This window comes from Paenibacillus sp. FSL H8-0282 (genome assembly GCF_037963825.1).
GTDB lineage: Bacteria > Bacillota > Bacilli > Paenibacillales > Paenibacillaceae > Paenibacillus_AQ > Paenibacillus_AQ odorifer.
Genome location: NZ_CP150146.1, coordinates 6,299,916 through 6,326,067, shown reverse-complemented (window position 1 = coordinate 6,326,067; position 26,152 = coordinate 6,299,916). Strand labels below are relative to the sequence as shown.

Below are 26,152 nucleotides of genomic sequence, written 5' to 3'. Positions count from 1 at the left end.
GCAAGATGACACTTTAAGGAGAGCCTTTGAAATGCAAAAAGTCAATTCACGTAATAAACCCCCACTGATTCCTCTGAATGGGCCACTCCGACATGTGGTGGATACGATGTTAATTTTGCTCGGATCGCTAGTTACAGCGCTGGGGTTTAATCTTTTTTTTCTGCCTAGTCATATTGCTTCTGGTGGTGTATCCGGTCTGTCGGTATTGGCTGAAGCTTGGTTTGGAGCTGAACCGGCATTTACGCAATGGGCGCTTAATATTCCGTTGTTTGTACTCGGGGTAATCTTCTTGGGTAAACAATACGGAGTTCGCTCGCTCCTTGGGAGCTTTGTGTTGCCGCTCTTTATCTTGTTGACAAAAGATTTGCCTGCACCTACCACCAATCCACTCTTAGCCTCCATTTATGGCGGTATCTGTGTGGGGGTGGGGTTAGGTCTTGTGTTCCGCGGACGGGGCTCGACAGGTGGACTTACTATTTTGGCGCAGATTATTCAAAAGATATCCGGTCTCAGCTTCTCGATTTCTGTAGTGCTGCTGGACGGGACGGTCATTGTGCTGGCTGCTTTTATACTCGGTATGGAACAAGCACTGTATGCACTGATCGGTCTGTTTGTTACAGGTAAGGCGATTAATGCGATAGAGGTAGGCTTCCGTTATACAAAGGTGGCTTACATAATCTCGGACAAGACGGAAGAAATATCTGAGGCGATTTTGAATGATCTGGATCGGGGTCTGACGAAGCTGGATGCACATGGCGGTTATACTGGTGATGAGCGTACGGTGCTAATGGTTGTAGTAGGTCAGAATGAGGTTTCCAGATTAAAAGCGATTGTTCAATCGGTAGATACTAGTGCTTTTGTGATTATAACTGAGGCGCATGAGGTGCTGGGTGAAGGCTTTAAAAGAGAAGTGTAATTTCTCCGAAAGGAGAAGCTACGCTTCTCTTTTTTTGTAAATAGAATTATATTTAAGAATAAAGAAAGTTAACACTATGTGTTGTATTTATATTAATTGAGTCGTATAATAATACATATTTCTAAGACGGTATGCATTATATTATTTATTATAATTCAGGATAAGCAGGAAGTGGGGATGACAGTGGAAGGCAAGCTGAGAGCGGCGATTGTTGGATCAACGGGTTATGGGGGCGTAGAGCTGATTCGGCTGCTACAAAGTCATCCTAAGGTAGAGATTACTTCGGTAATTTCCTCATCAAGCGCAGGGGATGCTATAGAGGAAGGTTTTCCGCATTTGACGGGCATCATTGATCGAAGGCTGGATGGCGTTGACCCGGCTCAAATGGCTGAGCGGGCGGATGTGGTATTTACGGCGACGCCGTCGGGTGTGAGCGCAAAGCTGGTGCCGCAGCTGCTGGAAGCTGGACTTAAGGTCGTGGATCTGTCCGGTGATTTCCGATTGAAGGATGGTGCAGAGTATGAGCACTGGTATAAACATCCCGCTCCGGCTGATGAATATCTAGAGCAGGCTGTATACGGACTTTGCGAGGTGTTTGGAGAGCGTGCGGCAGGGGTTGATTTTATATCTAATCCAGGCTGTTATCCTACAGCTACACTTCTTGGACTAATTCCTGCAATTCAGGCAGGTTGGATTAAGCACGACAGTATTATTATTGATGCGAAATCAGGAGTTACTGGAGCAGGACGCGGAACAAGCCTGATGGTACATTATGCAGAGATTAATGAGAACTTTAAAGCTTATAAAATCAATAAGCATCAACATATACCAGAAATTGAGCAGACACTCACAGAGGTTGCTGGAGAAAAGGTAACGGTAACGTTCACCACACATCTCGTGCCGATGAGCCGGGGAATTATGAGTACGATGTATGCAGGGATGACGGACAATTATACGGAGCAGGATTTTGTGAATTTGTACCGTGAATATTATGCGGGCCGGCCATATGTGCGGGTGCGTGATGTAGGTGTGATTCCGGCGACAAAAGAAGTTAGCGGCTCTAATTATTGTGATATCGGATTTGCAACAGATGCTCGTACAGGGCGGGTGACCATAGTCTCCGTCATTGATAATGTTGTAAAAGGTGCGGCAGGGCAGGCAATACAGAACCTTAATTTGATGATGGGATGGGAGGAAACCCTTGGCCTCGGCTACACACCTGTGTATCCATAAGGATCAGCGGTACAAATAATATGAGCGAGATTGAGTTATTTACCACCTTGGAGGGTGGAAGCATCACTTCACCTAAGGGTTTTAAGTCCGGAGGATTGCATTGTGGATTGAAAAAAACAGATCGCAACGATCTCGGAGTGATTCTGTGTGAAGTTCCGGCAACGGCTGCGGCCGTGTATACGACGAATGTTTTTCAAGCGGCTCCGCTTAAAGTGACTCGGGAAAGCCTTTCGAACGGAGTATTGCAGGCGGTTATCGTGAACAGCGGGAATGCCAATGCCTGCACAGGCGAACAAGGTGAAGCAGATGCTTATGAGATGCGCGCTGCTGCGGCTCAGCATTTAGGTGTGGCCGTTAATGATGTGGCAGTTGCTTCGACTGGAGTTATCGGTGAACTGTTGAAGATGGACTGCGTACGTAGCGGAATTACTGCAATACCAGAGAAGCTGGATGGAGGAGCTATTGGCGCGGAGGAATTCTGCCAAGCTATACTTACCACTGATTTAGTTAAAAAAGAGATCGCCGTGAAGGTGCTCGTTGGCGGTGTAGAAGTTACAATTGCCGGAGCTGCAAAGGGCTCAGGGATGATCCATCCTAACATGGCTACCATGCTTGGCTTTATGACCACGGATGCTGATATTGCAGCGGAGGATTTACTTAGTCTTCTGCGTTCAGCTACGAATGTTACTTTTAATATGATTACAGTCGATGGAGATACTAGTACCAATGATATGTTAGTGTCGATGGCGAGTGGGCTTGCCGGTAATGAGAAGCTGACACGACTGCATCCGGATTGGGACGCTTTTGCTGCTGGATTCACGTATGTGTGCCAGACGCTTGCCAAAGCGATTGCTCGTGATGGCGAAGGTGCAACTCACCTGATTGAGGTTCAAGTGAATGGTGCTGTTCATGATGAGGCGGCGGCAGCGATTGCCAAAACAGTGGTTGGTTCTAGTCTAGTGAAATCTGCTATTTTTGGAGCGGATGCGAACTGGGGACGGATTATTGCTGCGGTTGGACGCGCGGGTGTTCCGGTATCGCCGGAGCATGTGAACATTTCGTTAGGGGATATTGAGGTGCTTTTGCACTCGAAGCCAGTCGCTTTTGACGAGGAAAAGGCTTTGGCCTATTTGCAAAAAAGTGAAACTGTGCTGATCACTGTAGATCTGCATGATGGAAGCGGGAAAGCAACGGCTTGGGGCTGTGACCTAACTTACGATTATGTGCGTATTAACGCCGCATATCGCACTTAATTTATGGCGTGTTAAGCCCATAAGGGAAGGATACCGATCATATGACGCTAAATAGCGAGCTTGAATTTATAGATGCTTTAGATGGTAGTGGATTGTTTGTAATGAAATGCGGCGGCAGTACGCTTGCGGCTCTACCTGATTCTTTTTTTGAGGATTTGCGAGATTTGCAGGAGGAGGGCATTCAGCCAGTAATTGTTCATGGTGGAGGGCCAGCCATTTCCGAGAATCTAGCGAAACTGGGCATTGAAAGCAGCTTTGTGAATGGCCTGCGAGTAACCACCGAGGAAGTACTAGATGTTGTAGAGATGACGCTGGCAGGGAGTATAAACAAGGCGATTGTCCGGCGAATTCAAGGGAGCGGCGGTCTAGCTCTGGGGCTTTCGGGCATCGATGGCAATATGATTATTGCTAAACCAGTGGTGAACAGCGCCGAAGTAGGTTTGGTAGGAGAAGTAACGGAAGTTAAGGCTGAGATCATAACTGGTATTGTTGGGATGGGTTATATTCCTGTCATTGCACCTATCGGAGTAGATGCAGCAGGTCAGCGCTACAATATTAACGCAGATACGGCAGCAGGGGCAGTTGCTTCCTATGTGGAGTCTCCCAAAATGATCGTCGTCACAGATGTGCCAGGCATCATGAGTACAGTGGAAGGTGAAAAGATTGTGCTTCCCTCCGTTACTGTACAGGAAATCGAAGCCTTGATCGAAAGTGGGGAAATCTACGGTGGCATGATCCCCAAAGTGCGGGCAGCTATCGATTGCATTCAGGGCAGCGTATCAGAGGTTATCATTGTGGATGGAAAAGAACCGCGGGTGCTTAGTCGAGTACTGCAAGGTGAAGCGATAGGTACACGTATTATTCGTTCGTAGAATTATAGATGAATACAAATTAGAGGCGCAGCCTGTTCACAGGAGCAGCCGATGGGAGAGTGACTTAGAATGAGCAAGCTTACACAAGCGGAGTTGGGTTCGCAAGCAGGGGCACAGCAGACCGATACAGTAGGATCAGGTACACCGGATGTTGCAGCAGGCAAGCTGAGTGCAGTGTTCCCTTCTTACGCCAGATATGATCTCAGCTTAGTTAAAGGCAAGGGTACCTGGGTATGGGATGATAAAGGCAATAAGTATCTGGATTTCACCAGTGGATTGGCTGTGACCAGTCTAGGTCATGCTCCTGAAAAAGTCGGCGCTAAGCTGAAGGATCAGATTGATACGCTCTGGCATGTCTCGAATCTGTTCCATATTCCGGGACAAGATAAAGTTGCCAACCTTCTGACAGAGAATAGCTGCGCTGATCAAGTCTTTTTCTGCAATAGCGGGGCAGAAGCGAATGAGGCTGCTATTAAGCTGGCCCGCCGTTACCATCAGAAGATTAAGGGTGTCGACCGTTATGAGGTTATCACATTCGAACAATCCTTCCATGGACGTACACTGGCCACACTAACAGCTACAGGCCAGCAAAAGGTGAAAGAAGGGTTCCTGCCACTTCCAGCAGGTTTCAAGACCGTACCCTTGCATGATCTCCCAGCGTTAGAAGCTGCTATCGGAGATCATACAGCTGCTATCATGCTGGAGATGGTACTTGCAGAGGGTGGCGTGCTTGAGGTAGAACCTGAGTTCTTGAACGCTGTAGTGGCCTTGTGTAAGAACCACGGATTGCTTCTGATTGTAGATGAAGTACAGACAGGTATGGGACGTACAGGCAAGCTGTTCGCTCATCAGCATTATGGAATTGAACCGGATATTTTCACCTTGGCTAAGGGGATAGCTAGCGGGTTCCCGGCAGGTTTAATGCTTGGCAAAGGGTATTTGCGTGAAGCCTTCTCAGCGGGCAGCCATGCGTCCACCTTCGGGGGAACACCGCTAGCAACAGCTGTTATGGCAGCGACGATTGAGACGATGCTGGAAGATGAGCTTCCACAGCGCGCCGAAGATATGGGTAAGTACCTGACAGGTCTTTTGAAAGAGAAGCTGGCGGACTGTTCTTTTGTGAAGGATATCCGTGGTAAAGGGCTGTTGATCGGGATTGAATGTCAATCCCCAGTGGGCGATATTGTACTGGCTGGACAAAAGAAAGGCCTGTTGTTCGTGACAGCCGGTCCTAATGTCCTTCGTCTGCTGCCTAATCTATATGTAAGCAAAGAGGAGATCGACCAAGCGGTGGACATCCTATGCGAACTCATTCATACTTATGCTAAACAAGCAAACGGGGAGGTAAGCTCATGAGTCAGGGCGTACAGAGTAACAAGCACAACATTGCGCAGCAACTGAAAGGCCGTGATTTACTGGAGCTGAACGACTACAGCCCGGAGGAAATTACGTATCTGATTGATTCGGCGATTGAGCTGAAGAAGAAGCAGAAAAATGGCGAAGAATTTCAGCCGCTGAAGGGAAAGACGATTGGACTTATTTTTGAAAAATCCTCTACACGTACACGTGTGTCGTTTGAAGTTGGAATGTATCAGCTGGGAGGGCATGCCCTTTTCTTGAGCAAAAATGATATCCAGCTTGGACGCGGAGAAACTGTTGGAGATACAGCGCAAGTAATGTCGCGTTATCTCGATGGAATTATGATCCGTACCTTCGGTCATGACAAGGTTGAAGATCTCGCTCGTTATGCTTCTATTCCCGTAATCAACGGTCTTAGTGACCTGGCACATCCTTGCCAAGTGCTGGCCGATTATCAAACGATTTTTGAGCACAAAGGAAAGCTCAAGGGCCTGAAGCTGGCTTACATCGGCGATGGCAACAATATGGCGCATTCCTTAATGATTGGCGGAGGTAAGCTGGGCGTGGACGTATCTATCGCCGGACCGGAAGGTTATGAGCCAGATGCAGCGGTTGTCGCAGAAGCTCGTGAGATCGCTAAAGAAACCGGAGCGAAGATTGTGGTCACTCGCAGCCCGCAAGAAGCTGTACAAGACGCTGACGTCATCTATACAGACGTATGGGCGAGTATGGGCTTCGAGGAGGAGCAAAAGGCACGTGAAGCGGCATTCAAGGACTATCAGGTTAATGAGGAGCTTGTAAAAGGCGCTAAGAGCGATTATCTCTTCCTGCACTGCCTGCCAGCCCACCGTGAGGAAGAAGTCAGCACAGGCGTGATTGACGGCCCTAACTCGGTGATCTTTGATCAGGCTGAGAACCGCCTGCATGCGCAAAAAGCTTTAATGGCTGCGTTGATGAGTTAAGGAATTTAAAAAATATAAAATATAAATCACTATATAAATTGAATTAATGTTGGGCGAAGTTAGACTTTGGACGATGGAGTAATGGAGCGGAATTTTTGGAACTGTAGGAGCGTAGCGTTCGCCTTTATCATCAGATTTTATCCGCACAATGCGGTTTGAATTAAAAGAAATCTGATGATAACAGCGACCGGAAGTCCAAATATTCAGTGTAATTGCGATTTATCGTCAGAGTGCTGGCAAAGGCACGTTTATTTTAATTTATATAGCCCACACGAAAGGAAGTTGCCACACCATGGCTAAAGAAAAAATTGTACTCGCCTATTCCGGCGGATTGGATACATCCGTTATTTTGAAATGGCTTAAAGAGACTTATGACGCGGAGATCATCGCCTTCACAGCCGATATCGGCCAAAAGGAAGAGCTCGACGGTTTGGAGGAAAAAGCACTCGCTACCGGCGCATCGAAAGTATACATCGACGACCTGCGCGATGAGTTCGCTAGCGATTTCATCTATCCAATGTTCCAATCTGGCGCCCTTTATGAAGGCCAATACTTGCTCGGAACTAGTATTGCTCGTCCATTGATCGCCAAGCGCATGGTAGATATCGCCATCGCTGAAGGCGCAACGGCTATCGCGCACGGCGCGACAGGAAAAGGGAACGACCAAGTCCGTTTCGAGCTTGGTGTAGCTGCATTGGCTCCGAACATTAAGGTGATTGCACCTTGGCGTCTGGAAGAGTTCCGCAATCAATTCCCAGGTCGTGCGGAAATGATCGCTTATGCGGAAGCTAATGATATTCCGGTACAAGCCTCTGCGGCGAAGCCGTATTCGATGGACCGTAACCTGCTGCACATCAGCTATGAGAGCGGCGTACTGGAAGATCCTTGGTTCGATCCAAGTGCACCAGAGAACAAAGGAATGTTCCTGCTGAGCAACGCTCCTGAGGATGCTCCGGATGAAGCGGAATATTTGGAGCTCGAATTCGTTAAGGGAGACTGTGTAGCCCTGAATGGTGAATCCTTATCCCCACTTCAAGTTATGGAGACACTGAATGAGCTAGGTGGTAAACACGGTATCGGGCGTGTGGATATGGTTGAGAACCGCTTTGTCGGCATGAAGAGCCGCGGCGTGTATGAGACTCCAGGTGGAACAATCCTGTTCGTCGCTCATCGCAAAATGGAATCCATCACGATGGACCGTGAAGTGATGAACCTGCGTGACAGCCTGATCACTCGTTACAGCACTTTGGTGTATAACGGTTTCTGGTTCGCTCCAGAGCGTATCGCACTGCAAGCTCTTGTAACACAGAGCCAACAAAATGTAACGGGTACTGTTCGTCTTAAACTGTACAAAGGCAACATCATTGGCGCTGGAGTGAAGAGCCCAGTCAGCCTGTACAATCCTGAGATTGCAACGATGGAAGCTGATCCTACACAAGCTTATGATCAAGGGGATGCCACTGGTTTTATCCACTTGAACGCATTGCGCCTTAAAGTTTCTACAGGTGTAAATGGAGCTTCTAAATAGTACGATAACATAAACTTAAACGGGCAACCCCGAAGGCCGTTCCTCCCGTCAGGATAGGAGCGGCCCTCTGGCGTCCAAGAGGAGGAAACTACAGGTGAGCAAGCTTTGGGGCGGACGGTTTACTAAAGGAACAAACAAGCTGGTGGAGAAATATACGGCTTCCATTGGCTTTGATAAGGCTTTGGCCAAAGAGGATGTGCAAGGCAGTCTGGCACATGTCACGATGCTGGGCAAATGCGGAATCCTTCCACAAGAAGACGTGGAAACAATCAAACAAGGTCTGAACAAAGTGCTGGACAAGGTCAATGCTGGAGAGGTTGTTTTCTCAGTATCGGATGAAGACATCCATATGAATATTGAAAAACATCTGATCGAGGAAATCGGTCCAGTTGGTGGTAAGCTGCACACAGGACGTAGTCGTAACGATCAAGTGGCGACGGACATGCACCTTTATTTACGTGGACGTGTAGTTGAGCTGGTTAGTTTGCTGCATGAGCTGCAGGAAGCTTTGATCGAACAAGCAAAAGACAATGTGGAGACTATCATCCCTGGTTATACGCATTTGCAACGGGCACAGCCGATCCTGTTTGCTCATCACTTGCTGGCTTACGTATCGATGTTCCGCCGCGATGCAGAACGTCTGACGGACAGCTACAAACGGATCAACGTGCTGCCACTCGGAGCAGGAGCCCTTGCGGGAACGACCTTCCCGATTGACCGTCACTTTGTAGCGGAACAACTGGGTTTTGACAGTGTGTATGAGAACAGTCTGGATGCTGTCAGCGACCGCGATTTCATCGTGGAGTTCTTGGCGAATGCTTCCCTTATCATGACACATCTATCCAGACTCAGTGAGGAACTGGTGCTGTGGAGCAGCACGGAGTTCAGCTTTGTAGAACTGGATGATGCTTTCTGCACAGGCAGCAGCATTATGCCGCAGAAGAAGAACCCTGACGTACCAGAACTGGTACGGGGCAAAACAGGCCGCGTTTACGGCAACCTGATTGGCTTGCTGACGGTGCTGAAATCATTGCCACTGGCTTACAACAAGGATATGCAGGAAGACAAAGAAGGCATGTTCGATACGGTTACTACGCTGACTGGTGCACTGCAATTGTTCGCGCCGATGATCTCCACTATGAAGGTGAACAAAGGTCGTATGCGTGAAGCTGTGAACACGGATTTCTCGAATGCAACGGATATCGCCGACTTCTTGGTAGGCAAGGGGCTTCCTTTCCGCCAAGCGCATGAAGTAATCGGGAAAACGGTACTCTACTGTATCAATGAAGGCAAGTTCCTGTTGGATTTGACGCTGGAAGAGTTCAAGCAATTCTCACCGCTCTTCGACGAGAATATCTATGCTGTTCTTCAACCGGAAGCTGTAGTTAACGCTCGTAACGTTTATGGCGGCACAGCCACCGTTCAGGTGAAGGCTGCAATTGAACGGGCAGAGCTGGCATTGCACGAAGCTAATGAATGGGTTGTACAACACGGAGACGCTATATTGTAAACCGTATCAATATCAAATCTCGCCTCAGACCTTTATAGGTGGCAGGCGGGATTTTTTTATTATCTAAATGAACTATGACTGGATTAGCAGTGATCTTTACGGTTATCCTTAGGCTAGGGATAGGAGGGTTCGTAGGTATGAACAGAGAGCAAATCCTAGACGAGCTTAGATCGGAATTAAAAGTAGGCAATCATATTATTGGAGTAGCCACCGGTGCTGGTATAACGGCAAAGTATGCGAAGCAGGGTGGAGCTGATTTCATTCTGATGTTAAACTCGGGTAAATTTCGCCAGATGGGGAGGAGCTCTCTCGCTGGTATTTTACCATTTTGTAATAGCAATGATATGGTGATGGACTTTGCATCTAGAGAGATCATACCGTTGGTCAGAGATATCCCTATTATTTTTGGCCTCAATGCAACTGATCCGACCAAAGATATGGAATCCTATATAAGTGAAATAAAGAATAGAGGCTTTGCCGGCATTAACAATTACCCCACGGTGGGTTTAATAGATGGTCAATTTGGAGAAGCGCTCGAAGAAGAGGGGAATGGTTATCTACTTGAAGTAGAAGCCATAAGAATAGCCCATGAGAAGGATTTGTTTACCATTGCTTTTGTATTTGACGAAATCCAGGCAGCACAGATGATTGAGGCTGGAGCGGATATTATTTGTGCACATCTAGGTCTAACAGAAGGCGGGTTATTAGGCGCTAAAAAAGTATTCTCTCTGGAAGCTGCCAAGGTTAAAGCGGACAAGATATTTAATACATGCAATGAGCTAAAGCCAGATTTAATTAAGCTGGTTTACGGTGGTCCGGTGAAAACGCCAATTGATGTGCAATATATGTACAGCAATAATCAAAACTTGATGGGATATATCGGAGGCTCTGCTTTTGAAAGAATTCCCTCGGAGAAGTCCATTACGAATATAACCAAAGCTTTTAAAGTGTCGGGGACGCTGGATGAAGATGATTTTATGGTCAAAATGTTAGACGGCATCACAAAGCACTATGATTATGTTGAATTTGTAAAAGAATACGTAGCTCAAAATTATAGGAATGAGATCTTGTTTGCAGATTTAGCTAAGGTGGCACATGTATCCCGAAGTTACTTGAGTAGTTTGTTCACCAAAAAAGTAGGCTGCAGCTTCCAAACGTATCTCGTGCAATTTCGGATGGATAAGGCGGCGGAAATATTACATAGAGACCCTATCCAGTTATCTGAGCTAGCGCCATTAGTTGGATACCAGGATTATGCGCAGTTTAGCAAAATGTTCAAGAAGTATAAAGGGTTCTCTCCAAAACAATATAAATCTAACATAAACACAAAAACATAAGACATAAAAGCGTTTTCATCGATAAATCAAAGAAGTATGATTAACTTATAAGTTGATCATGCTTTTTTTGTTGCAGATATTTGAAGAGGAGGTTGAAGAAATGAAGACGATTGCTATTGCCGGAACTTTTGACACCAAGGGTGAAGAATATCTCTACATTAAAAATTTACTGGAAAGCTTGGAGCTGGGTACATTTACAATTCATACAGGTGTGTTTGAGCCCACTTTTACACCGGATATCTCTAATAGAGAAGTAGCAGCAGCCGCGGGTGTAAGTATAGATGAGCTCGTTGCCAAAAAAGATAGAGCACTAGCAACAGAATTATTAGCCAAAGGTATGGAAAAATTAGTACCTGAATTATATAAGCAAGGCAAATTTGATGGAATTATCTCCTTTGGGGGCACTGGAGGCACTTCACTTGTAACCCCGGGTATGCGGGCATTACCTATTGGTGTACCTAAAGTGATGGTTTCGACCGTAGCTTCAGGAAATACTGCTCCATATGTAGGCACTAGTGATATTGTCATGATGCCATCCGTAGTGGATGTTGCCGGACTAAACTCTATTTCAACAAAGATTTTTACCAATGCAGCTTTCGCCATCGCCGGTATGCTTAAATTTGAGAATAAACAAGTGATAGAGAAAAAACCATTAATAGCTACAACGATGTTTGGGGTAACAACCCCCTGTGTGACGGCAGCCCGTAACTATCTTGAAGCTAGAGGCTATGAAGTGCTTGTATTCCATGCAACAGGTGTAGGCGGCCAGTCCATGGAAGCGCTAATCGAGGCTGGTTTTATTGAAGGTGTATTGGATCTGACCACAACAGAATGGGCGGACGAAATTATTGGTGGTGTGCTAAATGCTGGACCTCATCGGTTAGAAGCTGCTGGAAAACATCATATTCCACAGGTTGTATCGGTAGGCGCGCTTGATATGTGCAACTTTGGCCCTTATGATACGGTACCAGCGAAATTTGCTGGGCATAAGTTTTATAAACACAATCCAACAGTTACTCTGATGAGAACAACGGTAGAAGAAAATGAAGCCATCGGCAAAAAGCTTGTCGAGAAATTAAATATGGCCAAAGAGAAAACAGTGTTAATGCTGCCGCTTAAAGGGATATCTGGGATTGATGTTGCAGGGGAAGCTTTTTATGGGGTAGAGGAAGATCAAATGTTATTTGATACCTTAAGAAATGGTGTAAACAGAAATGTTGTCGAGGTTATCGAAATGGATTGTGCCATTAATGATGTGGAGTTTGCAGAAGCAGCAGCGCAGAAGCTAATAGATCTCATGAGCAAATAAGATTTTTATAAGATAAATAAATATTTAAAATGGAGGCGTTACACATGAACAAAAATACAAGAACTGAAATCATGGCGAAGTTTAGAGAAGAAGTGGCAAATGGAAAGATTCTTTTAGGCGTGGGAGCCGGCACAGGGATTACTGCAAAAAGCAGTGAAGCTGGCGGAGCAGATATGCTGATTGTTTATAATTCAGGAAGATACAGAATGGCAGGCCGGGGATCACTGGCAGGGTTATTATCTTATGGGGATGCCAACCAAATTGTAGTCGAAATGGGCTCGGAAGTATTGCCTGTTGTTAAAAACACCCCTGTATTGGCAGGCGTATGCGGAACGGACCCTTTTAGAGTAATGGAGGTTTATTTAAAACAACTTAAGGAACAAGGTTTTAGCGGCGTGCAAAACTTCCCAACCGTAGGTTTGATCGATGGCGTGTTCAGACAGAATCTAGAAGAGACCGGCATGGGATATGGTTTAGAAGTAGATATGATTAGAGCTGCGCATGAATTGGATATGCTCACCACTCCTTATGTATTTGATCCTGAGCAAGCAAAAGCCATGGCAGAAGCAGGCGCAGATATTTTGGTGGCACATATGGGCTTGACTACCAAAGGTACAATTGGAGCTAAGACCGCTCTGACATTGGATGATTGTGTAGAAAGAATCGAAGCGATTATTAAAGCAGGGAAAGCAGTAAATCCAGATATTATGGTGATTTGTCACGGTGGACCGATTGCAGAGCCGGAAGATGCGGCGTACGTAATTGAACGGACAGAAGGCATAGACGGATTCTTTGGTGCATCGAGTATTGAAAGATTTGCTGCTGAAAAAGGAATCACAGAACAGACTGGATTATTTAAAAATATCACCAAACAAGCATAATTGCCTTCGGCGTCCTTATAATTAAAAAGAACCCTCCGAAGAGGGCAATCTGAGTAGAACAGATATTAAGATGCAGCTTATGGCTGCATCTTTTTGTTGTCTATTAGGTACAGCTAGTTACTTTTTAAAGGTAGCCATGCCAGCACATCGCGGATTTTGGCATCCCAGTATCCCCATTCATGTGTCCCCGGACCTTCTTCATAGGTTAAAGAAAGTGAGGTTGCCTGGCAGGCATCGCGGAATCTCAAGTTATCGGTATATAGGAAATCCTCTGTGCCACAGCATTGATACAAAGCTGGTTTTGGTCCCGTGGAGCGGTTCACTTCCTCAAGCAGCCAAAGAAGGTCTTCCGGCGTTCCGGCGGTATCTTCTTTTCCGAAGATCATTTCGTATTCTTTACTTTTAGTGGTAGCACCTTCCCCGTTCAAGAAATTATGCGCCATATCAAGTGCTCCAGACAAACTCGCTGCCGCTGCAAAAGACTCGGGTTTACGCAGTCCCAGCTTAATTGCTCCATAACCACCCATCGACAACCCGGCTACAAAGTTCTCCTCGCGTTTATCGGAAAGCGGGAAAAATGAGCGCGCCAGCATCGGCAACTCCTCACTAATGAAGGTCCAATAACGGCCTCCCATCGCCATATCTGTGTAGAAACTGCGGTGCACATTCGGCATTACCACAGCTATCCCCATCTCCGCTACATACCTTTCTATGGAAGTCCGGCGCAGCCAGATCGAATCATCGTCAGACAAGCCATGCAGTAAATACAAAGTAGGGTGAAGATCACCTCTTGTTACATTACTCATCCCGATTTGTGTAGTTGTTTTTTGCGGCAAAATTACAGTCATTGAGGTATTCAAACCTAGTACTTCAGAATAAAATTTGCACTCTATTAAAGCCATTTCATTCATCTCCTCTCTTTCCAAATCATAGCATAGACCTAAAGTGAGAGATATTGTAGAAATATCTGAATTATAAGGGTTTTGAGGATTGCTGTAGCTGGATATGAGAGAATATAATGGAAGTAGAAAATTTAGGAAAAACGTGCAAATACGAAAAGTATTTTCATAGGCGAGAGGCGGAAAGTAGGATGAAACCGGGCCTAAAGCAGGAAAAAGGATTTACATTAATCGAAGTGCTGGCAACTATAGTTATTTTATCGATAGTTTCACTGGTGCTTACGTCTTACTTTACTAACGCCATGAGTTACTCTAAATCGAACCAGAACAAAACGATTATGGTCAATCTGGCGCGGAACGCGCTGTTTTATGTGGAGAAGCAGGATTTTAAGGCGATGAAGGAATTTTTTACGCAAGAGAAAGATGTGATAGAGGCTGAAAAATGCACCATAGTTAATTGCAGCTATAGTAATCTATTCTCAAACATGACAGCTTTGGCAAATGTTCTGAATCCAACAGTTAATGATATCCGTTATAAGATCAATATTATCTATCAACCGGAATTAGTCGATCATCCGTCCACTACTCCGATTGATAAATCAGCTGTAAAGGATTATTTAATACCCGTTAAAGTTGAGGTAAGACGAGTAGAAAATAATGAACAGCCTGCTTATAACGTAATGTTGGAGGGATACATAACTGATGAAAAAATTCGCTAAACGACTTAGGTCGGAACAAGGTTTTACTTTGGTGGAATTAATTGCGGCACTGACTGTGTTTGCTATGATAGTCGGTCTAATCTCTGGAGTTACTATGTATGGATTTCGCAGCTATCATAAAATCTCAGTTCAGAACGCTTTACGGGACGAAGCGGATCTGATCATGTCCTCTATTATTACTGAACTCTATACATATAGTCCTGAACGGCTACAAAATATATCTGGAGGAATTGAACTAATAAAAGACGGGAGTTCTCCGCGTGTGATTCGGGTATCAGGAAATGAAATTGTTATAAATGGTAAGGAAAGTGGAGCGGAATCTGGTTCTCATATCGCGGTACAATCGAATATGGCAGGTTCTATCATAACTGCTTCCACATCAGATGGTAGATCATGTAATGTAGCCTCGCTATGCAATTCTGGTCTGATCCAGATTAAGTTGGTATTAAAGTATAAGGGAAATGAAATGGATAAGATGGAATTGGAAAGCCAATTTGGATTTTAGGAGGAAAACAGAGATGTTGAGGCGGGCAAGCCTTCGATCGGAACGAGGTTCGGCTTTGGTACTTGTGATGTTTATCGTCCTGTTGCTCACTATTTTAGGAGTTACGGTGCTTAGTGCTACGATTGGAGGAGCTAGGCGTACCGAAACTCGTGAGAATGATGTACAAAGCCTTCATTTAGCGCAGAAATCGATTGATGAGGCGATTGCCTATATTACAGCAGATTTAAATCAGAAAATACAAGTTAGTAGTAATACTACTCAGGCACAGTTTGATCAAGAAATAGAGACATTTTTAAGGGGCCTCAATTCTAATAAAGGAGCTTTTGTTACCGATACAAGCTTACAGGGAGCTAGCAATGAAATCACGGGAATTACTCTCGATGGCAGTTCTACAAGTAGTAAGCATGTAGTTACGATTAAGGCCAATGCAACAGTAAACGGCGTGTTAAGGACGTTGCAACAAAAGGTTGTGATTACGACATTCCCAGATTTTTTGAATTATTCATTAGGTTCTGAGGGAACGATCTATTTGAATGGTGCTCCTTATATTCAGGGGAATATTTATGCTGGAAATCAATTAAAAGTTAGCCAAGTGGCTAAGTATAGACATAACGCAGATTTGGAAAAACGCAGTCTATTTCCGTTAGTCGATGGAGAAGCTCATATTCAATCAATGAACGATCTGCTTTATTCCAGAACGGGTGATATTTTTGAAAAGGTGCCGACAATTGATGATGCCGACTATTCTTCACTAGATAATAGGGTGAAGACGATCGTTGAAAAAGCAAAGATCAAAAAGAAAACGACGTTTGTCCAAGTGAATGTGGAGGATTCCTTCCTAGATAAAGTTGCTGAGGCTTCAGGGTCGGCTGGAAATAAGAAGGTATTCAGCGATAGATATTATGGAGAGACTGGATCAAATAGTAGTGAAGAACCCATTGCTAGAGGAACAAGATTAATTAACACGCTTCAGCAACCCGGAGGCATTTCCACCTTATGGATGCCTATGTTAGAAGATTTTGAGGACATTGCAACTGGTGATACAGATGAAGAGAAAGAGCAGGAGAAACATAGACTTTTCGAAGAAGCGAAGCTATCACTGAAGCAAAACCTTGAGAGATTGGAGAGAAGCACGATCTTTATAGGGAATCTAAAGTTGGATGGAGTAATGTTAAATCAGATAAGGGATACTTCTAAGCTTAATCTAAGCACAGGGGCTCATTGGCTTATTGTAAACGGTGATTTAACAATAGATAGTTATTCAACGGCCATTGTCCAAAGCAACATTCTGGTGACAGGGAATTTATATATCAGAGGAAAAGCTGAATTTGATTCTACTATGTTTGTTCTTGGAAAAACTGATATTGTGGATGCCACGATATCAGGAATACCAACTGCAGGTAGCGGAAGTAAAGAACTTGTATTGATCTCAAAGGGAGCTATACTTATTAATCGGGTTGAAGAGTTTAAAAATGAGGCTACAAGATTAAGAGCCTTTTTTTATACGGATAGTACGGCAGAGTTGTACGGTGTGGGCTCTATATTTTCACTGGATGGTGGCTTTTTTGCTAAAGGAGATTTGATAATCAATGCGGTTGTTGGCAAAGTCAAGAAGGAGACAGGATCCGCAAACTTTAATTTTGATATCCAGACGGAGGTTGAGTCTCCTCGTTTTATTGTTAATTATAATGAACAAGTATTCGAAGATCAAAATGTGGGACTGCCACGTGTGAATCAAATAAACATTAATGTAGGTCCCATCGAATTGTTGGTTTCTGGAAATTAAAGGATAATATGAATTATAAAAGCAGCCGATCAACTTCTGATCGGCTGCTTTTACATAATATAGATTTTGATGTGATTTAGTAGCGATTTTCTATAGTATCTTGTGTTCCAATAACCGTTATCGTATAAAACGCTTCAATTGTCTTCTTACTTTGGGTAAAATAATAAGCTCTAATAACAGCTTCTCCTTTACTGAGCCCACGATAGACTCCATTCTGTTCTTGCAGAACAACTGGCTTAGAAGCATCCTCACTTGATTTATTACTTACTATCTCCCATTGTAGTTTGTGTAAAATGCTATCAGGTAGATTTCCATAAGGAGTTATCCATAAGCAGGGTAGCAAATTAAGGGATTCTCCGACTGTGATTTTTCCTGATTCCGGGTGGAATAATAGTCCAGGATCAAGAGGCACACTTATTGTATGAATATTACTGATAGTACCAGCGGCTTTGACCTGGATCTGGATATTTTCATGTGAACTTAAGCCCTTTAATATAACGTTCTTCGTGGAAGTTGTTATAGTTGAGACAGAAGTAGGATTATCCGCTGCGACAAATCCAGCATATTCAAGATCATTCTGGTTAACCAAACTCCATTCATACTGCTCTTTACTTGCGCTGTCAGGATCAGTAATTACCTCTAAATTAATTGTTTCTTCCTGGAAAACACTCTTAGATCCTTTGATTGTTAAGGACTTAAGTCCAACAGTTATTGTTTTGAAGGTATTAACGCCACCTGTATTCAAATCAGTAGTTACAGTAAGTTTTACAGTATATACCCCTGATTTTGTTGCTGTAAGATGAGCCTGGTCGTTATCACTATTAAGAGCTACATCATTAGTTGGTAATCCATTTGCATCCACGACGCTCCATGAAAATTGGGTTCCCGTTTCTTTTGTTAAGTAAGTAGCGTTGAAATCTATTTTCTCATTTACAAGAGCACTGTTAGGTCCAACAATATTTAATTGTGGATCGAGAACAGTAACAGTAGCCTTACTAATAAGATTACTTCCATCGTTAGCAGCTACTGTAATTTCAGCAGAGCCAACCTTTTTACCAGACACGACGCCTAATGGACTAACACTAACAATATTATCGTTGCTTGATGTCCAGATCAGTTGATTGAATTTCTCCAAGGGCTTAATAATCAGAGAAAGCATTTGGCTATCTCCTAATAAAAGTTGTGCTCCACTTAACTCTAAAGTAGTTATTCTGTCGATGGCAGTAATCGTCATCTCAGAAAATTTAATGATCGTACGCACTAGCGGATTAGAAGACGGCGACGGTGTCGGCGTTGACGATGGTGTCGGCGTTGATGATGGTGTCGGTGTTGGTGATGGTGTTGGTGTCGGTACAGGAATTGGTCCTATGTAGGGCAGGATGTCAATTAATGATGAAGCATTCAAGGATGCGGCAATTACATTGCCATGAACCTGGCCATTGGTAAAGTTGAGTGTCGCGTTTGGTGCAAGGATTGAACCTCGAATGTCTACCCCCGAGATATTGACCGTTGTTGCATTAGGGAAATTAAATAATACGTTGTTTCCTGTTGTATTCTTTGGTAGTCCAAAAGCTTTAGTGAAATTAATGGTATTACCAAAAATTGTATAAATTATAGAAGAATTATCGGGTGCGGTTAATTTTGGCCATCCTGATGGAAAATCCCCTGTGTTATCACCTATTGAAAACCTAAAAATATTTACTAATTGAGTTCCGGTTAAATATAAGTTTCCGTATTCCAAATTGTATGTTCCATTTTGCGGTACCGATGCTAGTTGATTTGACAAATTCTCATAATAACTTCGAGCAGTTTCAAAATCGATCAGAGTGCCTTGGTTATGTGTACCGTCAATGATATTACCATTATCCACCTTATTGTAAACACCTTGATGCAGAATGTTTCCATATACACTTCCGTTTGTGAATTTCAGGTTTCCACCTGTAATGACAGCATAAGGAATCTTAATCCCTTTATCATAATTTGTTTTGTTAATATCTACACTGCCAGTAGTTACATCACCCCCAGCTGCCAGATTACCCCTCAAAGAAGCAGTCACTGTGGCTTTTCCAAATATAAAAGCATTATAATCACCAGCAATTCCAAGCCCGGAGCCAGTTGCAGAAACCGATGGGTTAAAATTAGAAGTAGCGCTAGGTGATGGACTAGCCGTGACAACTGCTGTCGCCGTTGGAGTAGGAGATGCAGAAGGAACAGCATGAATATCTACGAAGTCAACTAAGGCATTATTGAATATATATCTTGCTGCTACATTTGCTGATACATTAATAGTGAATTTGATGGGTTCATTAGAATCGGGTTGGAACGTCTTAATCCCATTCATGTTCTTCAATGTATAAGTAATGTTATTAAGCGGCTTCTCTAATGTTAGTCCTGTTTCTACACTACCAGAAGGATTAGTCATCCCATCAGGTAAACCTGATGCTTCAAGTTTAATGTTCGCTGGTAGAGTATCACGGAAAATAATATTAGAAATTACTTGATGATCGTAGGCTTGATCGATAGTACTTACTTGATCAAAAGGAATAGGCTTGGCTTGAATGATATAAGTGATAGTAAAAGATTCGTTTTTTGCTACTTCGCCGCTAGTGCTAACATTGGTTGACAATTCCCGTGATAATTCAAGATTCGATCTTGCCTCCGAAATGGTAATATCAATATTTTTGGGAGATGCATAAGCGCCTTGCTTATCACGCGCTGTAATTTCTATTGTGAGTTTACCACCGCTCGGCAGAGGGTTTGGAAATACCTGATGAATAGTTTCTCCTGAAAGAATTGCCTTCTCTGCCATCCCTGTATTAGGTAGATAAGTATCTCCGGACTTAAAACGAATAGTTGTAAATAAATCACGATCTTTTAAATCGGGATCTTCGACAACATAATCTATTAATAGTTCATTCTGGTAAGAAGGCTTTATTTCACCTTGCTGAGGTGTTGATACAGTGATCTCTGGCGCATGATTTGCACCAATATACGCGCGATACATTGTATTGACGAAGAGCTTTTGCTCCCATTCCGGAAATTTAATGCTGGATGTTCCGAATACATGACCGGTACCTGAGTAAGTGACATTTCCTTTTGAGTATGTGTAATAGTGGTTCCAGCTATCATCGATATCGCGCGAACTCCCGGTTATGTTATACCATGGGATGACCGAAGCATCCTCCAGATCCAAAGTGAAGTATTGATTATGTGTAGTTGCTACTTGTGGTGGAATAATATTTGTCTGCTCATTATTTGCATTGATAGTACTTAAGTAGAAAGGGTACTGGGTCAGCAAGCCATCATTGATTGGTTTGACTGTAGTTGAGGGACTAGGAGCGTTTAAACCTAAGTTTGTTTCCGGGTCGATCTGACCCGTGATTTTTTTGAATTTTTTAACCCAATTACTTTTATTTTGATATACCGTATCATGTGTGAACATAACGCTTTGTTTAGTAACCTCGGTAAAATCAATAACAGCCTGGGTTGCAAGGTCACTTAACGGGGCTTTGTCATTATAAACATCGCGAAATCCAAAAATGAGCATATCATATACGCCGTTTAATCCATATTTATTATCTTTGGCATACTGAGTCGCAATATCGGTGTTGAATTCGGAAATGGTCTTGGTTGTAATTTTTAACTCGTAGCTACTATTACTTAGGAAACTTTGCGTCATATTTTCAGGATTGCGTAAACTACTGCTTCTTTCATTAGCAGCGATAGTAGGCAACACCTGAAGAATATTAACGATTGTTTTCTTGCCAAGGAATTGAATCGTACCGCTATCAAAGTCTTTTAATTTGTTCGGATTTAAGTTATCTACGATTTCTAGCTTCCAATATAGAAGCCCGGAGTATGTATTAGGAAGCTTGTATACAATTTCACCATTAGGATCTTGATTTAAAGTCTGTACAGCTACGACGTCATTTTCAGTCATTTTAATCGACTTATCTACACTGACATACAATTTAGCTAGAATGGGACGATCGTTGAGATTATTTACATTTGATACGTTGAATTTAAAACTAAGATTATTTCCGGGTTTATAAACATGTTCCTGGTTCTGGCTGTAATCAATAATGTTAGCTTTATTAGTAATTTGAATACGAGGACGTTGCTTTAAAAGATCCTTCTGAGCAGAAGGCTCTTTCTTCAAATTTTCGATCCATGTATTTAACTCATTGTTATCGACGAACTTAACATTTGATTTTGGTGTTAATGTCCGGTAGGTATTGAAGGTGTTGTACAATATTCCGCGTTGGTTAGTTGTTTGCGTATCAAACGGCTCTTTGTTGAGTAATACGTAAAGTCCTTTATTAATAAAATAATCGGTGATTTCTTTCGCTTTTAAATTAGTTATGTCATTCATAACTGCTTTGGTATTATGATCTTTTCCGGAGACCCCACTTGTACTGTAAGTCCCCTTCCCGATATATACCGCATCATATCTCCCGTCCAGATCATCCCGCAGCGCCACAAAGCGCTTCATACTCATCGTGTCGATGGTAAGGTTAGATATTCCCGTTTTTAGAGACGCAAGCTCACTAACCCCACTCTCTGTAACCTCCAGCATACGAATTTGGTATTCATTAGAACTGGCATCGACATTCATAAAGTGATTTTTGATCGGCAGAACAAGCAGAAGGAGAAGCAGGGTAGTTACTGTAAAAATAAAAATTTTTTTGTTGCTGGCAAGTTTCATTGTCATCTCTCCCTGATTGTTAACTATTGGCAGATATGGTCGTATTCCGTCTCGTATATGCTAGATTCCGACAGCCTTTTTCATTCCGTGTCGTTGTAAAATTATCCAATCTATGTTATATACATTCTAGGACATTCAGCATTGATAGACAACATAAATCTATTGAAATATACCTATTAAATTATAACTAAAGTCCTAGTTAGATTGAAAAATACTCAAAATTGACAAATTTATGGAAGGTCTATTTATGGTAATTATATCTTTCGTTTTTGAGTGAATTTTGCTGGGAGTTTGATTTCTATTTCTATAAAAAATATCCATTATTTCAGCCGGCATAAATAACGGCATACGGAGATGAATAGACTTGGCTATCGCGAAAAAGAGACTGGGCGACTTGCTGGTAGAAAATAATATTATTTCGCAGGACCAGTTGCTTGAGGCTCTCGCGGAACAGCGTAAGAGCAAACGTAAGCTCGGCGATCTGCTAATCTCTCAAGGTTATATCACGGAGCAGCAGCTGATTGAAGTGCTTGAATTTCAACTCGGCATCCCGCATGTCAGTTTATTTAAATACCAGATAGATCCCGCAATCACGCAGATTATCCCTGAAAGTATGGCTAAGCGATATCAGGTGCTTCCATTCTTAAAAGAGGGCGGCAAGCTGATGGTTGCGATGGCGGACCCGCTGGATTATTTTGCGATAGAAGATTTACGTATGAGTACTGGCTTCCGGATCGAACCCGCTATTTCTACGAGAGATGAGCTGCAGCGGGCGATTGCGCGTCACTATGGCATGCGCGATTCTATGAATCAGATGCTGGTAGAACTCCCGACACAGGAAGAAATAGAAGAGACCGAGATTACAGATGAGGACTCTCCAATCGTACGTTTGGTCAACCAGATGATTCAGCAGGCAGTTGCCCTGCGGGCGTCTGATATACATATGGATCCAGGTGAAAATAATTTAACCATCCGCTACCGCATTGACGGAACCTTACGGACAGAGCGGATTATTCCTAAGCAAATGCAGGGCTTTATCACCGCCCGTCTGAAAATAATGGCCCGCCTGAATATCGCAGAACGGCGTTTGCCGCAGGACGGGCGGATCAAAATGCAGTTCGATTACAAAATGGTAGATATTCGTGTGTCTTCATTACCAACGATGCACGGAGAGAAGATTGTGCTGCGGCTGCTAGATTTAAGCACAGGGGTCAAATCCGTAGATGCTTTGGGATTCAGTGAGGGGAATGCAGAAGCTTTTAAGGAGATGATAGCTCGTCCTTATGGGATTTTGCTAATCACGGGCCCTACAGGTAGCGGAAAAACAACAACTTTATATTCAGCGTTAAATCAACTTAATGTAGAAAGCGCAAATATTATCACAGTCGAAGATCCAGTGGAATACCAGCTTGAAGGAGTAAATCAGGTGCACGTAAACTCGGCTATTGGACTAACCTTTGCAGCTGGGCTACGTTCGATTCTTCGACAAGATCCGAATATCGTAATGGTCGGTGAGATACGGGATGCTGAAACTGCTGAAATTGCTGTTCGCGCCTCATTAACGGGTCATCTAGTGTTGTCTACTTTACATACAAACGATGCGATTAGCTCCGTCTCCCGATTGCGGGATATGGGGGTAGAACCTTATTTGATCGCTTCTTCGCTGATTGGTGTGGTAGCACAGCGGCTGGTGCGCAAAATCTGCACTGACTGCAAAGAAACCTACAAACCATCTGAACAGGAAGCAATTATGCTACGTAGCCTAGGACTACCTGCGGAAGAGTTACAGCGTGGACGCGGCTGTGGTAGCTGTAACAATTCTGGCTATCGTGGACGAATAGCGATTCATGAAGTACTCAGTATTGATGATCACTTACGGCAGCTCATTACAAACACTGCCTCAGTAGAGGAACTGCGTGCAGCAGGTAAAGCGCGAGGGCTTGTTCAACTGATGGATGACGGACTACTCAAGGTCAGTCAAGGAATTACAACGCTTCAAGAAGTCATGCGCGAGACGGTCTCACATTAGAGGTTAACAGCGATTTAGCATTCTAACTTAGGGGGAGCGGCTAATGCCAACGTATACGCGGGATATTAGACAACTATTACAAACGGCTTACTCCTCCAAAGCTTCTGACTTACATATTTCCGTAGGATCACCGCCGGTTATTCGGATGGATGGAAAGCTGCACTCGCTTGAGGGTGAGTCCGTGGTTGCTGAAGAAGCGGCAGATATGGCCAAAATGCTACTTGGTAGTGAACGAATTGAAGCATTTCGGAATGCGGGCGAGTTGGATTTTTCATATCCGCTTGATGGTGGGGTAAGATTCCGGGTGAACGTTTATCGTCAGCGGGGCGAGGTTAGTATCGCCGCCCGGGCCATTCCTGCAGAGATTCCGAGTCTGGAACAGCTGTCGATGCCTTCGATTTTAACTACTTTGTCGCTGAAGCCACAAGGTCTAATTTTGGTTACAGGACCCACAGGCAGCGGCAAATCTTCTACGCTTGCAGCTATGCTGAATTATATTAACCAGACGGAGAGCAAGCATATAGTGACGTTGGAAGATCCGATAGAATTTCTACATAACCATGGAACCTGTCTAGTAGATCAACGTGAAGTGGGAAGTGATACGGCTAGTTTTGCTAATGGATTACGTGCTGCCTTACGTCAGGATCCGGATGTTATTCTCGTTGGTGAGATGCGGGATTTGGAGACCATTTCAGCAGCGGTTACGGCCGCAGAGACAGGTCATCTTGTGATGGCAACTTTACACACAACAGACGCACCACAGACGATTGACCGAATTATCGACGCTTTTCCGGGCCATCAGCAGGGACAGATTCGTTCACAACTAGCATCAGTGCTGCTGGCAGTAGTCAGTCAGCGGTTGTTCCCAAGGGCTGGAGGTCGGGGGCGATTATGCGCAACGGAAATTTTGGTCAATACACCAGCCGTAGCCAATCTTATTCGTACCGAAAAAACACATCAGATCAAAAATGTGATGCAAACCGGACGCTCACAAGGCATGCACACCTTGGACATGAGCATCCGTGACTATTTATCGCAGGGGCTTATTGATCCAGCAGCAGCTAAGGCGTTTATGGCGGAGGTGAGCAGCTGATGCCTCTTTTTGAATATCAGGTGAAGACATCCGCGGGCAAATCTATCAAAGGGAAACTAACGGCAACCGATAAACCTACGGCGATGGAGGAGCTACGCAAGCGGGGACTTACGGTATTTTCACTGATTGAACGCAAAACCACAATTTTATCGATGGACATTTATATTGGTAATCCCGTTAAGCCGATTCATTTCATCATTTATTGCAGGCAGTTTGCCACGCTTATGCGGGCGGGGGTATCGATTGTGGATGCAACGCGTATTTTGGCAGAGCAGACCGAGAGTAAGCCACTGCGCAAAGCGTTAGTAGATGTTAATTCCAGCCTGATGCGCGGGATATCGTTCTCACAAGCCGTTCAGGATCATAAAAAAATCTTTCCGCAGCTATTTGTCAGCATGATCCGTGCCGGTGAGGAATCCGGTGATATTGAGGGGACGTTGGACAGGTTGGCTATGTTTTTTGAGAAACAGCACACCACGACAGAGAAGATAAAATCAGCGCTTACGTACCCGATTACCGTAGGGGTTATGGCGATTGCTGCGGTTATCTATCTACTTTGGGCGATTGTGCCACAGTTTGTAACGATGTTTGAATCGATGGATGCCGAGCTTCCGGCAATTACACAGATGGTCTTGGCACTTAGCAAAAGCATTCAAGGTCAATGGTATTTCTGGATACTCGGAGTACTTCTCCTAGTGATAGCTTTTCAGATTACAAAACGTACGGAAAAGGGTGCTTACGCTCTGGATTATGCCAAGCTTAAGATACCTGTGTTCGGTAAGCTGAATCAAAAAGGCTCGATTGCTCAGTTTACGCGCACTTTTTCTTCTCTTTATGCCAGCTCTGTACCGATCCTACAGTCCTTGGTGATTGTTGAGGAGGTAGCAGGAAATAAGGTCATTGGGAAATTCATCCGTAGTGCAGGCGATTCGCTAAGACAAGGAAATCCACTATCTGAGCCGCTAAAAAAAGCTTGGGTCTTTCCGCCACTAGTTACGCAGATGATAGCGATTGGCGAAGAGACAGGGGCGCTCGACACGATGTTGTCTAAGGTAGCTGATTTTTATGAGATGGACGTGGAGAATACCGTCGACCGTCTGAAATCGCTGCTTGAACCGCTGCTGATTGCTTTTTTAGCTGCTGTTGTAGGTGTCATTGTAGCTGCCATTATGCTGCCGATGTTCAGTCTGTACGGTAATATGTGAACCTCTTGGTTCCTTGTATATATTGAGAGGGGTGACGCCGGGGAGGCGGGG

The 26,152-nt window shown here is 44.0% G+C and carries 19 protein-coding genes; 17 read left to right on the top strand and 2 right to left on the bottom strand.

What is annotated here, in order from left to right; translation table 11 throughout:
• The first annotated feature begins 31 nt into the window (after window positions 1–31).
• The 11 genes from NST94_RS27525 to NST94_RS27475 all read left to right on the top strand — a co-directional run bounded on the left by NST94_RS27525 (window position 32) and on the right by NST94_RS27475 (window position 13,160).
• Window positions 32–916 carry a YitT family protein gene (locus tag NST94_RS27525; RefSeq protein ID WP_076305772.1) on the top strand — a complete coding sequence of 295 codons (885 nt, stop codon included), beginning with the start codon at window positions 32–34 and terminating at the stop codon, window positions 914–916.
• Between the two features lie 183 nt (window positions 917–1,099).
• The gene (gene argC / locus NST94_RS27520) at window positions 1,100–2,149 is read left to right on the top strand and encodes an N-acetyl-gamma-glutamyl-phosphate reductase (RefSeq protein WP_217696596.1); all 1,050 of its coding nucleotides are present in this window, start codon (window positions 1,100–1,102) and stop codon (window positions 2,147–2,149) included.
• 20 nt (window positions 2,150–2,169) lie between these two features.
• Window positions 2,170–3,402 carry a bifunctional ornithine acetyltransferase/N-acetylglutamate synthase gene (argJ, locus tag NST94_RS27515; RefSeq protein WP_036678517.1) on the top strand — a complete coding sequence of 411 codons (1,233 nt, stop codon included), beginning with the start codon at window positions 2,170–2,172 and terminating at the stop codon, window positions 3,400–3,402.
• 41 nt (window positions 3,403–3,443) lie between these two features.
• A complete protein-coding gene (gene argB / locus NST94_RS27510) occupies window positions 3,444–4,274 on the top strand; it encodes an acetylglutamate kinase (protein ID WP_076301430.1) in 831 nt (276 codons plus the stop codon).
• Window positions 4,275–4,343: 69 nt separating this feature from the next.
• On the top strand, window positions 4,344–5,630 hold the full coding sequence (locus NST94_RS27505) for an aspartate aminotransferase family protein (RefSeq protein WP_076301429.1): 1,287 nt from the start codon (window positions 4,344–4,346) through the stop codon (window positions 5,628–5,630).
• A complete protein-coding gene (gene argF / locus NST94_RS27500) occupies window positions 5,627–6,595 on the top strand; it encodes an ornithine carbamoyltransferase (RefSeq protein ID WP_076301428.1) in 969 nt (322 codons plus the stop codon). The genes NST94_RS27505 and argF overlap by 4 nt, the downstream gene beginning before the upstream one ends.
• A gap of 292 nt (window positions 6,596–6,887) precedes the next feature.
• Window positions 6,888–8,123 (top strand): argininosuccinate synthase, encoded by a 1,236-nt coding sequence (locus NST94_RS27495; RefSeq protein ID WP_076123861.1) that lies wholly within the window; start codon window positions 6,888–6,890, stop codon window positions 8,121–8,123.
• 94 nt (window positions 8,124–8,217) lie between these two features.
• Entirely contained in the window at window positions 8,218–9,633 is a 1,416-nt protein-coding gene (gene argH, locus NST94_RS27490; protein ID WP_076301427.1) for an argininosuccinate lyase, read from the top strand.
• 137 nt (window positions 9,634–9,770) lie between these two features.
• Entirely contained in the window at window positions 9,771–10,970 is a 1,200-nt protein-coding gene (locus tag NST94_RS27485; protein ID WP_076182123.1) for a phosphoenolpyruvate hydrolase family protein, read from the top strand.
• A 100-nt stretch (window positions 10,971–11,070) separates the two neighbouring features.
• Entirely contained in the window at window positions 11,071–12,279 is a 1,209-nt protein-coding gene (locus NST94_RS27480) for a Tm-1-like ATP-binding domain-containing protein (protein ID WP_076099668.1), read from the top strand.
• Window positions 12,280–12,323: 44 nt separating this feature from the next.
• Complete coding sequence (locus tag NST94_RS27475) at window positions 12,324–13,160, top strand: phosphoenolpyruvate hydrolase family protein (RefSeq protein WP_038573568.1); 837 nt, start codon at window positions 12,324–12,326, stop codon at window positions 13,158–13,160.
• A gap of 113 nt (window positions 13,161–13,273) precedes the next feature.
• On the opposite strand, the gene NST94_RS27470 is transcribed toward NST94_RS27475, so the two are convergent.
• Window positions 13,274–14,062: an alpha/beta hydrolase family protein gene (locus NST94_RS27470; protein ID WP_076123851.1), complete on the bottom strand. Its 789-nt coding sequence runs from the start codon at window positions 14,060–14,062 to the stop codon at window positions 13,274–13,276.
• 188 nt (window positions 14,063–14,250) lie between these two features.
• On the opposite strand from NST94_RS27470, the gene NST94_RS27465 reads away from it, so the two are divergent.
• The 3 genes from NST94_RS27465 to NST94_RS27455 are packed head-to-tail and all read left to right on the top strand — an operon-like array spanning window position 14,251 to window position 17,069.
• On the top strand, window positions 14,251–14,778 hold the full coding sequence (locus tag NST94_RS27465; protein ID WP_076301426.1) for a type II secretion system protein: 528 nt from the start codon (window positions 14,251–14,253) through the stop codon (window positions 14,776–14,778).
• Entirely contained in the window at window positions 14,762–15,283 is a 522-nt protein-coding gene (locus tag NST94_RS27460; RefSeq protein ID WP_076301425.1) for a type II secretion system protein, read from the top strand. The genes NST94_RS27465 and NST94_RS27460 overlap by 17 nt, the downstream gene beginning before the upstream one ends.
• A gap of 13 nt (window positions 15,284–15,296) precedes the next feature.
• Complete coding sequence (locus NST94_RS27455) at window positions 15,297–17,069, top strand: hypothetical protein (RefSeq protein WP_076301424.1); 1,773 nt, start codon at window positions 15,297–15,299, stop codon at window positions 17,067–17,069.
• Between the two features lie 76 nt (window positions 17,070–17,145).
• On the opposite strand, the gene NST94_RS27450 is transcribed toward NST94_RS27455, so the two are convergent.
• On the bottom strand, window positions 17,146–21,774 hold the full coding sequence (locus NST94_RS27450) for a DUF5057 domain-containing protein (protein ID WP_076301423.1): 4,629 nt from the start codon (window positions 21,772–21,774) through the stop codon (window positions 17,146–17,148).
• Window positions 21,775–22,138: 364 nt separating this feature from the next.
• Between NST94_RS27450 and NST94_RS27445 the strand changes: the two genes are divergently transcribed.
• The 3 genes from NST94_RS27445 to NST94_RS27435 are packed head-to-tail and all read left to right on the top strand — an operon-like array spanning window position 22,139 to window position 26,101.
• Entirely contained in the window at window positions 22,139–23,803 is a 1,665-nt protein-coding gene (locus tag NST94_RS27445; protein WP_076099665.1) for an ATPase, T2SS/T4P/T4SS family, read from the top strand.
• A 43-nt stretch (window positions 23,804–23,846) separates the two neighbouring features.
• Window positions 23,847–24,896, top strand: a complete 1,050-nt coding sequence (locus NST94_RS27440; protein WP_076301422.1) for a type IV pilus twitching motility protein PilT — start codon at window positions 23,847–23,849, stop codon at window positions 24,894–24,896.
• Window positions 24,896–26,101, top strand: a complete 1,206-nt coding sequence (locus tag NST94_RS27435; protein WP_076123841.1) for a type II secretion system F family protein — start codon at window positions 24,896–24,898, stop codon at window positions 26,099–26,101. The genes NST94_RS27440 and NST94_RS27435 overlap by 1 nt, the downstream gene beginning before the upstream one ends.
• Window positions 26,102–26,152: the final 51 nt, after the last annotated feature.

Bases quoted from the DNA above. Each gene is read 5' to 3' on its own strand.
- NST94_RS27525 (WP_076305772.1), top strand. From the start codon at position 32: ATGCAAAAAGTCAATTCACGTAATAAACCCCCACTGATTCCTCTGAAT.
- argJ (WP_036678517.1), top strand. From the start codon at position 2,170: ATGAGCGAGATTGAGTTATTTACCACCTTGGAGGGTGGAAGCATCACT.
- argB (WP_076301430.1), top strand. From the start codon at position 3,444: ATGACGCTAAATAGCGAGCTTGAATTTATAGATGCTTTAGATGGTAGT.
- NST94_RS27505 (WP_076301429.1), top strand. From the start codon at position 4,344: ATGAGCAAGCTTACACAAGCGGAGTTGGGTTCGCAAGCAGGGGCACAG.
- argF (WP_076301428.1), top strand. From the start codon at position 5,627: ATGAGTCAGGGCGTACAGAGTAACAAGCACAACATTGCGCAGCAACTG.
- NST94_RS27495 (WP_076123861.1), top strand. From the start codon at position 6,888: ATGGCTAAAGAAAAAATTGTACTCGCCTATTCCGGCGGATTGGATACA.
- NST94_RS27485 (WP_076182123.1), top strand. From the start codon at position 9,771: ATGAACAGAGAGCAAATCCTAGACGAGCTTAGATCGGAATTAAAAGTA.
- NST94_RS27480 (WP_076099668.1), top strand. From the start codon at position 11,071: ATGAAGACGATTGCTATTGCCGGAACTTTTGACACCAAGGGTGAAGAA.
- NST94_RS27475 (WP_038573568.1), top strand. From the start codon at position 12,324: ATGAACAAAAATACAAGAACTGAAATCATGGCGAAGTTTAGAGAAGAA.
- NST94_RS27470 (WP_076123851.1), bottom strand. From the start codon at position 14,062: ATGGCTTTAATAGAGTGCAAATTTTATTCTGAAGTACTAGGTTTGAAT.
- NST94_RS27465 (WP_076301426.1), top strand. From the start codon at position 14,251: ATGAAACCGGGCCTAAAGCAGGAAAAAGGATTTACATTAATCGAAGTG.
- NST94_RS27460 (WP_076301425.1), top strand. From the start codon at position 14,762: ATGAAAAAATTCGCTAAACGACTTAGGTCGGAACAAGGTTTTACTTTG.
- NST94_RS27455 (WP_076301424.1), top strand. From the start codon at position 15,297: ATGTTGAGGCGGGCAAGCCTTCGATCGGAACGAGGTTCGGCTTTGGTA.
- NST94_RS27450 (WP_076301423.1), bottom strand. From the start codon at position 21,774: ATGAAACTTGCCAGCAACAAAAAAATTTTTATTTTTACAGTAACTACC.
- NST94_RS27440 (WP_076301422.1), top strand. From the start codon at position 23,847: ATGCCAACGTATACGCGGGATATTAGACAACTATTACAAACGGCTTAC.
- NST94_RS27435 (WP_076123841.1), top strand. From the start codon at position 24,896: ATGCCTCTTTTTGAATATCAGGTGAAGACATCCGCGGGCAAATCTATC.